Genomic DNA, 7,889 nt, shown 5'->3' with positions numbered 1-7,889 from the left:
AGCATCCTGCTCCAGCACATGGGCTGCGGAGGCGGCAATGCGCCCGTGCTATCTGGTTCCTACCTGTCAAACCAGCCCCAGCGCATAGCGCAACGCCATCTCCTTCAGAGGGCCCGCCTTGTCCGCCAGATTGAGAGCCAGATTGCGGGCCAGTTTGAGGGGGCCAATCTCGTTGCTGAACACCCCGTAGAAGAGATCCATCCCCGACTGCATCAACAGGTTGTCGGGACGACGGCGCCGCTCGTAACGCTCGGCCAGCGCCAGCTGATGCCAGTCGGCGCCAGCCCCTTGCAGCAGATCAGTCCAGCAGGCCACATCCTTGAAGCCGAGGTTGACCCCCTGCCCCGCCAGCGGGTTGATGGTGTGAGCTGCATCGCCAAGCAGCACCACCCGACCGGCGTGATAGTCGTTGGCGTGGCGACGCACCAGCGGGAAGCTCCCCTTGCCGATGACGGTGAACCCGCCGAGCCGACTCGGGAAGTGGCGGCGCACTTCGGTGGCGAGCGCCTCGTTGCTCATGGCAGCCAGCGCCCGGATCCGGGCCGGGCTGTCATACCACACCAGGGAGCCGTGCTGGCCGGGCAGCGGCAGGAAGGCGCGCGGGCCGCTCGGGGTAAACTGCTGCCAGGTGATATCTTCCTGCGGGAAATCGGTGTCGATATTGATCAGCATGCAGTGCTGGCGGTACTCGAAGCGCGATACGCCGATACCCGCCAGCTTGCGGGTGTGGGATTCGGCGCCGTCGCAGGCCAGCACCCAGCGGGCCGCCAGCTCGGTGCCATCATCCAGAGTCAGCACAGCTTCATCCGCACTCTGACGCAGGCTGGTCACCGCCGCCGGGGTGTGGGTCTGGATATTGGGGAAGTCCTCCATCCGCTTGAGCAGGGCGAGCTGCACCAACCGGTTTTCGATGATGTAGCCAAGCTGGGGCAGGCCGAGATCGGCAGCGTTGAAGCGAGTGGCAAAACCGTCCAGCTCCCAGGTCTCCAGTCGGCGGTAGGGGCAGAGCCGCATCTGCTGCAGATGGTGCCAGGCACCGGCCTGCTCCAGCAGCGCCACCGAGGCCTGACTGATGGCGGAGACCCGCAGATCCAGCGGCTGTTCTGGCGCGTAATGCTCCGGCAGTTGGGTCTCGATGACCCGCACCGAGAGGCCCTGAGCCGCCAGCAGACAGGCGGTGGCGGCGCCCACCATGCCGGCGCCGACGATGGCGATATCACACTGTTCCATACATTTATTCCTGAAAGGGTGCGTCCGGCGACAGCGCCCGGACGTGAGCCGGATGGCTGCATGATAGCGCAAGGGCGGCTGATAAACATTCAGACAAACAGGGAATTGCTGCGTCAAATCAAGGAGAAAGCTTATTGAGCCTGCTGGCAACAGGTATCGAGTGAGCACCATTGCCAGCTGGATATTAGCTAGGCAGTATCCAGATTGCGGAGTAAAATGCGCGGTCCTTTGACCATGCCAAATTCAAAACCAGTCAAGAGTAGCAATGAGCAAGAAACTTCACATTAAAACCTGGGGCTGCCAGATGAACGAGTATGACTCGTCCAAAATGGCCGACCTGTTGGATGCCAGCAATGGCTACACCCTTACCGAAGAGCCCGAAGAGGCAGATGTCTTGCTGCTGAATACCTGCTCCATCCGCGAAAAGGCGCAGGAGAAGGTGTTCCACCAGCTGGGACGCTGGAAAAAGCTCAAGGCCAACAAGCCCGGTCTGGTGATCGGCGTGGGTGGCTGCGTTGCCTCTCAGGAGGGCGATGCGATTCGAAGCCGAGCTCCCTATGTGGATATCGTGTTCGGCCCGCAGACCCTGCATCGCCTGCCCGCCATGATCAAGGAAGTGCAAGAGGGCCGTGGTGCCCAGGTTGATATCGCCTTCCCCGAGATCGAAAAATTCGACAGCCTGCCAGAACCGCGCGCCGAAGGGGCCACCGCGTTCGTCTCCATCATGGAAGGCTGCTCCAAATACTGTACTTACTGCGTGGTGCCCTACACCCGCGGTGAAGAGGTGAGCCGACCGCTGGACGACGTGCTCTACGAAATCGCCCAGCTCGCCCAGCAGGGCGTGCGCGAAGTTAACCTGCTCGGTCAGAACGTCAACGCCTGGCGCGGTCCGACCTTTGATGGCGGCATCTGCACCTTCGCCGAGCTGCTGCGTCTGGTGGCCGCCATCGACGGTATCGATCGCATTCGCTACACCACCAGCCACCCGATCGAGTTCACTGACGACATCATCGAGGTCTACAAGGACACCCCGGAAGTGGTCAGCTTCCTGCACCTGCCGGTGCAGAGCGGCTCTGATCGCATCCTGACCATGATGAAGCGCCCGCACACCATTCTGGAGTACAAATCCAAGCTCCGTCGCCTGCGCGCCGCCCGTCCCGACATCACCATCAGCTCCGACTTCATCGTTGGCTTCCCGAACGAGACGGACGAAGACTTTGAAGCGACCATGAAGCTGATCGAGGATGTAGGATTTGACATGAGCTTCAGCTTCATCTTCAGTCCGCGCCCGGGCACCCCGGCCGCCGACATGCCCGACGATGTCGACATGGAAGTGAAGAAAGCCCGTCTGGCCCGCCTGCAGCACGTCATCAACAACCAGGCGATGCAGATTGGCCGCGCCATGCTGGGCACCACCCAGCGCATCCTGGTGGAAGGGCCCTCCAAGCTCGACCCGATGCAGCTGTGTGGCCGCACCGAGAACAACCGGGTGGTCAACTTCGAAGGCCAGCACACCCTGATCGGCGGCTTTGCCGACGTGGAGATCACCGAGGTGCGCCCCAACTCCCTGCGCGGCAAGTTCATCCGCGGCGAGAGCGAGATGAACCTGCGGATCGCCACCGCCCCGAGCGACATTCTGGCCCGTCGTCCCGACAATGTGCCGGACGAGCTGGGCGTGGCCGCTTTCACACCCCATTAATCCCCTCCTCCCCATTCGCCCGGCGGATGGGGAGCGCCTTGAGACGAGGATATTTTGAGCCGACACATCTCGACCCTGAATCTGCATCTGGAGCCCGCCGACAACCAGCGCCTTGCCAGCCTGTGCGGCCCCTTCGATGACAACATCAAGCAGCTGGAGCGCCGCCTCGGCGTCGAGATCAGCTACCGTGACAGCCACTTCCAGCTGGTGGGCAAACCGGCCCAGCTGGATGCCGCCGCCGTCATCCTCAAGCACCTCTATGTGGAAACCCAGCCCCTCAAGGGTGGCAAGGTGACCGATATCACTCCCGACATGGTCCATCTGGCCATTCAGGAGTCGCGGGTGCTGGAGCAGGATGACGAACCGGCGCCGAGCATCCCCTATGGCAAGGAGGTGACGGTCAAGACCAAGCGCGGTCTCATCAAGCCACGCAGCCCAAATCAGGCCCAGTACATCGCCAATATCGTGCGCCACGATATCTGCTTCGGCATCGGCCCGGCCGGTACCGGCAAGACCTATCTGGCGGTCGCAGCGGCGGTGGATGCGCTGGAGCGTCAGGAAATTCGCCGCATTCTGCTGACCCGTCCGGCGGTGGAAGCGGGGGAGAAGCTCGGCTTCCTGCCCGGCGATCTCTCCCAGAAGGTGGATCCTTACCTGCGCCCGCTCTACGACGCCCTGTTCGAGATGCTGGGCTTTGAGCGGGTCGAGAAGCTGATGGAGCGCAACATCATCGAAGTGGCGCCGCTCGCCTATATGCGCGGAAGAACCCTCAATGACGCCTTTATCATTCTCGATGAGGCCCAGAACACCACCACCGAGCAGATGAAGATGTTCCTGACCCGCATCGGCTTCAACTCCAAGGCAGTGGTCACCGGCGACATCACCCAGGTAGACCTGCCGCGCAACGCCAAGTCCGGCCTGCGCCACGCGCTGGAAGTGCTGCAAGGGGTCGATGGTCTGTCGTTCAACTTCTTCGAGTCCAAAGACGTGGTGCGCCACCCGGTGGTGGCCCGCATCGTGCAGGCCTACGAGGCATTCGATGCCAAACAGGCGGCGGAAAAAGCAGCACCCCATTCCGGTAAAGAGAGCGAGCAATGAGCGTAACCCTGGATCTGCAGCTGGCCAGTGCCAGCACTGACGGCCTGCCCACCGAAGCCCAGCTGCAAGGCTGGCTCGACGGCACCATTCTCGGCTTCCAGCAGGAGGCAGAAGTGACGGTGCGCATCGTCGACGAGGCGGAGAGCAACGAGCTCAACCTCACCTATCGCGGCAAGGACAAGCCCACCAACGTGCTCTCCTTCCCGTTCGAGGCGCCGCCCGGTCTGGAGCTGCCGCTGCTCGGCGATCTGGTGATCTGCCGTCAGGTGGTAGAGTGCGAGGCCGAGGAGCAGGGCAAGCCCCTCATGGCCCACTGGGCCCACATGGTTGTGCACGGCAGTCTGCATCTGCTAGGTTATGACCATATCGAGGATGAGGAAGCCGAAGAGATGGAAGCGCTTGAGCGCGACATCATGCAGGAGCTCGGTTTTACCGATCCTTATCTGAACGACGAAGAGTAAAGAACCGGATGGTCATCGTCTTGAAACAGCAGATGGCCATCCTTATATAACCCGAACAATTTCAAGTGTGTTTAAGCGAGTAACCAAGAGAAAAAATGACCGACGATCACCCTAGTACCGGCTCGCCGAAGAAAACCTGGCTCGACAAACTCAGCCAACTCTTCCAGGGCGAGCCAAAAGACCGCAATGATTTGGTAGACGTAATAGCCGATGCCGAAGAGCGCGACCTCATCGATCAGGACACCAAGGACATGATCGAGGGGGTGCTGGAGATCGCCGATCTTCGCGTGCGCGATATCATGATCCCCCGCTCCCAGATGGTGACCATCGAGAAGTCCCAACCGGTGGATGCAATCCTGCCGGTGATCATCGAGTCCGGCCACTCCCGCTTCCCGGTGATCAACGAGGACAAGGATCATGTGGAGGGCATTCTGCTCGCCAAGGATCTGCTCCCCTTCGGGTTTGGCGGCCATCACGCCAGCGAGCCGCTGCAGCTCGAGAAAATCTTGCGCCCCACGGTGATCGTGCCGGAAAGCAAACGGGTTGACCGTCTGCTCAAGGAGTTCCGTGAAGAGCGCTACCACATGGCCATTGTGGTCGACGAATTTGGTGGCGTCTCCGGTCTGGTGACCATCGAAGACATACTGGAACTGATCGTTGGCGAGATTGACGACGAGTTTGACGACATCGAGGATGAGCCGGACGAGATCCGCCGCCTCAGCAAGCGGGTCTTCTCCATCAGCGCCCTAACCGAGATCGAGGATTTCAACGACTTCTTCGGCACCAAATTCAGCGATGAAGAGGTGGATACTGTAGGCGGTCTGGTGATGCACGCCTTCAGCCACCTGCCCAAGAAGGGCGAGGAGATCGAGCTGGATGGCTACCTGTTCAAGGTGATGCATGCCGACCGGCGCCGCCTGCAGCAACTGCAGGTGAAGATCCCCGAGCACCACGCGGCGGCGCAATCCGAGCCGCAATAGGCAGATCCGCTCGATGTGTGAAACAACGCCCCGACCTCGGGGCGTTGTGCTCTCTGCCACCGGCATCGAGGCTCGCCGTTGCCCCGCTTACAGGTTAAGATACCGGCCATTCGATCCCAGTTGCACACCAAGACGAGCACCATCGCCCGTGAGATTATCCCCTGTTACTTCAAAAATTCTGTTAAGCCTCAGTGCATTGGCCTCTGGTGCCATCGCCGTGCTGGCCTTCTCCCCCTTCGGCTACTGGCCGCTGGTGATCCCCTCCCTGCTTGGCCTCTACGCCCTGCTGGACAAAGCCACGCCGAAACAGGCTGCCTGGCGCGGTTTTGGCTACGCCATGGGACTCTTTTTGCCGGGGCTATGGTGGATCCACGTCAGCATGACTGAATTTGGCGGCATCCCGCTGCCGATTGCCTTCGTACTGCTGGCCGGGCTCTCCGCCTATCTGGCCCTCTACCCGACGCTCGCCTGCTGGGTCTTTGCCCGCTTCTTTGGCGGCCGTCACTGGAGCCGCTGGCTGCTCGCCTTCCCGGCCCTCTGGTTGGTGGCTGACTGGCTGCGCGGCTGGGTGATGACCGGCTTCCCCTGGCTCTGGTTTGGCTACAGCCAGATCGACGGCCCCCTCAAGGGCTTCGCCCCCATTCTCGGGGTGCAGGGCATCACGCTGGCGCTGTTGTTTTCCGCTTCCGCCATCTGGTTGGTGTGGAAGTCACGCTCCCCGCTCTGGCTGGCGGTGCCTGCCCTGCTGGTTGCCGGTGCTCACGGCCTGATGCAGCTCAACTGGGTCACCCGTGGCGAGCCGGTCAAGGTGGCACTGGTGCAGGGCAATATTGCCCAGTCCCTCAAGTGGGATCCGGAGGCGCTGGCCCCCACGGTGCGCACCTATCAGGATTTGAGCCGCGAGAATCAGGATGCCGACATCATCGTCTGGCCAGAGTCGGCGATCCCCGCAATCGAAAAGGCAATGGGCCCCTATCTGGAGAATCTGGACAAGGCGATGAAGGTGAACGATACCGGCCTGCTGGCTGGGATTATTCACTACGACGAGCAGCAACAGCGCTTCTACAATACCGTGCTCGGCATGGGGGTGCAGGATGCAGATGGCAAGGAGTCCTACTTCTACAACCACTCCAACCGCTACAACAAGTACCACCTGCTGCCCATCGGCGAGTTCGTGCCGTTTGAAGATCTGCTGCGCCCCATCGCCCCCTTCTTCAACCTGCCGATGTCCTCTTTCAGCCGGGGTGACGAAGTGCAGCCAAACCTGATCGCCAAGGGGCTCAAGTTTGCCGCCGCCATCTGCTACGAGATCATCTTCCCGGAGGAGGTGCGCCGCAACGTCAATGCCGATACCGACTTCCTGCTGACCGTCTCCAACGATGCCTGGTTCGGCACCAGCATCGGCCCCTGGCAGCATATGGAGATCGCCCGGATGCGTGCGCTGGAGCTGGCTCGTCCACTGCTGCGGGCGACCAACACCGGCATCACTATCGTTACCGAGATCGATGGCAGCATCATCGGCCAGATCCCGCAGTTCGAAGCGGGCGTGCTGCGCAGCGAGGTGCGTCCCGCCCACGGCGAGACTCCCTACATGCGCTTTGGCAGCTGGCCCCTCTACGGTCTGACCGTACTACTGCTGGGTCTGGCGCTGGCGCTGCGCCCCAAGGCTCACCCCTGGGCCCGCGAGCTGTAATGGCCATCCGCCATCCCTGATAAACAACGAGGCGCCCGCAGGCGCCTCGTTTTTTTCATCTCCAATCAAAGTGATATGCCGGAGAAGGACATAAAACCGAGGGACATCAGCCCTGCCACGATAAAGGTGATACCGATGCCCCGCAGCCCCTCGGGGACATCGGCGTACTTCAGCTTCTGGCGCAGTCCGGCCATGGCGACAATGGCGAGCAGCCAGCCAAGCCCCGAGCCTGCGCTGTAGACCAGTGACTCGACAAAATCGTAATCCCGCTGCGCCATAAACATCACCCCGCCGAAGATGGCGCAGTGCACCGTCAACAACGGCAGATAGATACCGAGCGCCTGATAGAGGCTTGGGAAGTACTTGTCGAGCACCATCTCCATCACCTGCACCAGCGCCGCCAGCACCCCGATATAGATGATGTAATCGAGAAAGCCCAGATCGAATTCGCCGAAAAAGGTGCTGCCTGCCCGCAAGATATGGCGGTAAATCAAGTTGTTGAGGGGAATGGCGATCACCATCACCACCAGAATCGTCATGCCAAGGCCAAAGGCAGTGTTGATGTTCTTCGAGACGGCCAGAAAGGTACACATCCCCAGAAAGAAGGCCAGGGCGAGGTTCTCGACAAAGATTGAGTGAATAAACAGGTTGAGGTAGTAGTCCATAGGGTGTGCTCACCAAGTGTTTGCGCAAAGAGAAAGTCTGCCTCTGGCCGATGGCCAGCAGCA

Annotated in this window: 7 protein-coding genes; 5 read left to right on the top strand and 2 right to left on the bottom strand. The window is 61.0% G+C overall.

Translation table 11 applies throughout. From position 1 onward, the window contains the following. Nucleotides 1–66: 66 nt before the first annotated feature. Nucleotides 67–1,230 (bottom strand): FAD-dependent oxidoreductase, encoded by a 1,164-nt coding sequence (locus tag ACRAUW_RS15400; protein WP_431362977.1) that lies wholly within the window; start codon nt 1,228–1,230, stop codon nt 67–69. A 265-nt stretch (nt 1,231–1,495) separates the two neighbouring features. Here ACRAUW_RS15400 and miaB point away from each other — a divergent pair, with 265 nt between their 5' ends. From miaB to lnt, 5 genes are all read left to right on the top strand, one after another. After that, on the top strand, nt 1,496–2,929 hold the full coding sequence (gene miaB, locus ACRAUW_RS15395; protein ID WP_431362976.1) for a tRNA (N6-isopentenyl adenosine(37)-C2)-methylthiotransferase MiaB: 1,434 nt from the start codon (nt 1,496–1,498) through the stop codon (nt 2,927–2,929). 54 nt (nt 2,930–2,983) lie between these two features. Further along, nucleotides 2,984–4,027: a PhoH family protein gene (locus ACRAUW_RS15390; RefSeq protein WP_431362975.1), complete on the top strand. Its 1,044-nt coding sequence runs from the start codon at nt 2,984–2,986 to the stop codon at nt 4,025–4,027. Beyond that, nucleotides 4,024–4,488 carry an rRNA maturation RNase YbeY gene (ybeY, locus tag ACRAUW_RS15385; RefSeq protein ID WP_431362974.1) on the top strand — a complete coding sequence of 155 codons (465 nt, stop codon included), beginning with the start codon at nt 4,024–4,026 and terminating at the stop codon, nt 4,486–4,488. The genes ACRAUW_RS15390 and ybeY overlap by 4 nt, the downstream gene beginning before the upstream one ends. A 95-nt stretch (nt 4,489–4,583) precedes the next feature. Beyond that, nucleotides 4,584–5,468 carry a CNNM family magnesium/cobalt transport protein CorC gene (gene corC, locus ACRAUW_RS15380; protein WP_005354092.1) on the top strand — a complete coding sequence of 295 codons (885 nt, stop codon included), beginning with the start codon at nt 4,584–4,586 and terminating at the stop codon, nt 5,466–5,468. Nucleotides 5,469–5,616: 148 nt separating this feature from the next. After that, the gene (gene lnt / locus ACRAUW_RS15375) at nt 5,617–7,161 is read left to right on the top strand and encodes an apolipoprotein N-acyltransferase (protein WP_431362973.1); all 1,545 of its coding nucleotides are present in this window, start codon (nt 5,617–5,619) and stop codon (nt 7,159–7,161) included. Between the two features lie 65 nt (nt 7,162–7,226). Here the strand turns inward: lnt and nqrE are convergent, their stop codons facing one another. Further along, entirely contained in the window at nt 7,227–7,826 is a 600-nt protein-coding gene (gene nqrE / locus ACRAUW_RS15370; RefSeq protein ID WP_033137505.1) for an NADH:ubiquinone reductase (Na(+)-transporting) subunit E, read from the bottom strand. Between the last annotated feature and the right edge of the window lie 63 nt (nt 7,827–7,889).

Origin of the sequence: Aeromonas sp., assembly GCF_050633025.1 — a bacterium.
Lineage (GTDB): Bacteria > Pseudomonadota > Gammaproteobacteria > Enterobacterales > Aeromonadaceae > Aeromonas.
The sequence above is the reverse complement of the archived record's forward strand: the minus strand, read 5'-3'. Positions and strand labels throughout refer to the sequence as shown.

What these genes read in the sequence shown, in the direction of transcription:
- ACRAUW_RS15400 (WP_431362977.1), bottom strand. Translation starts at nt 1,230, where the DNA reads ATGGAACAGTGTGATATCGCCATCGTCGGCGCCGGCATGGTGGGCGCC.
- miaB (WP_431362976.1), top strand. Translation starts at nt 1,496, where the DNA reads ATGAGCAAGAAACTTCACATTAAAACCTGGGGCTGCCAGATGAACGAG.
- ybeY (WP_431362974.1), top strand. Translation starts at nt 4,024, where the DNA reads ATGAGCGTAACCCTGGATCTGCAGCTGGCCAGTGCCAGCACTGACGGC.
- corC (WP_005354092.1), top strand. Translation starts at nt 4,584, where the DNA reads ATGACCGACGATCACCCTAGTACCGGCTCGCCGAAGAAAACCTGGCTC.
- nqrE (WP_033137505.1), bottom strand. Translation starts at nt 7,826, where the DNA reads ATGGACTACTACCTCAACCTGTTTATTCACTCAATCTTTGTCGAGAAC.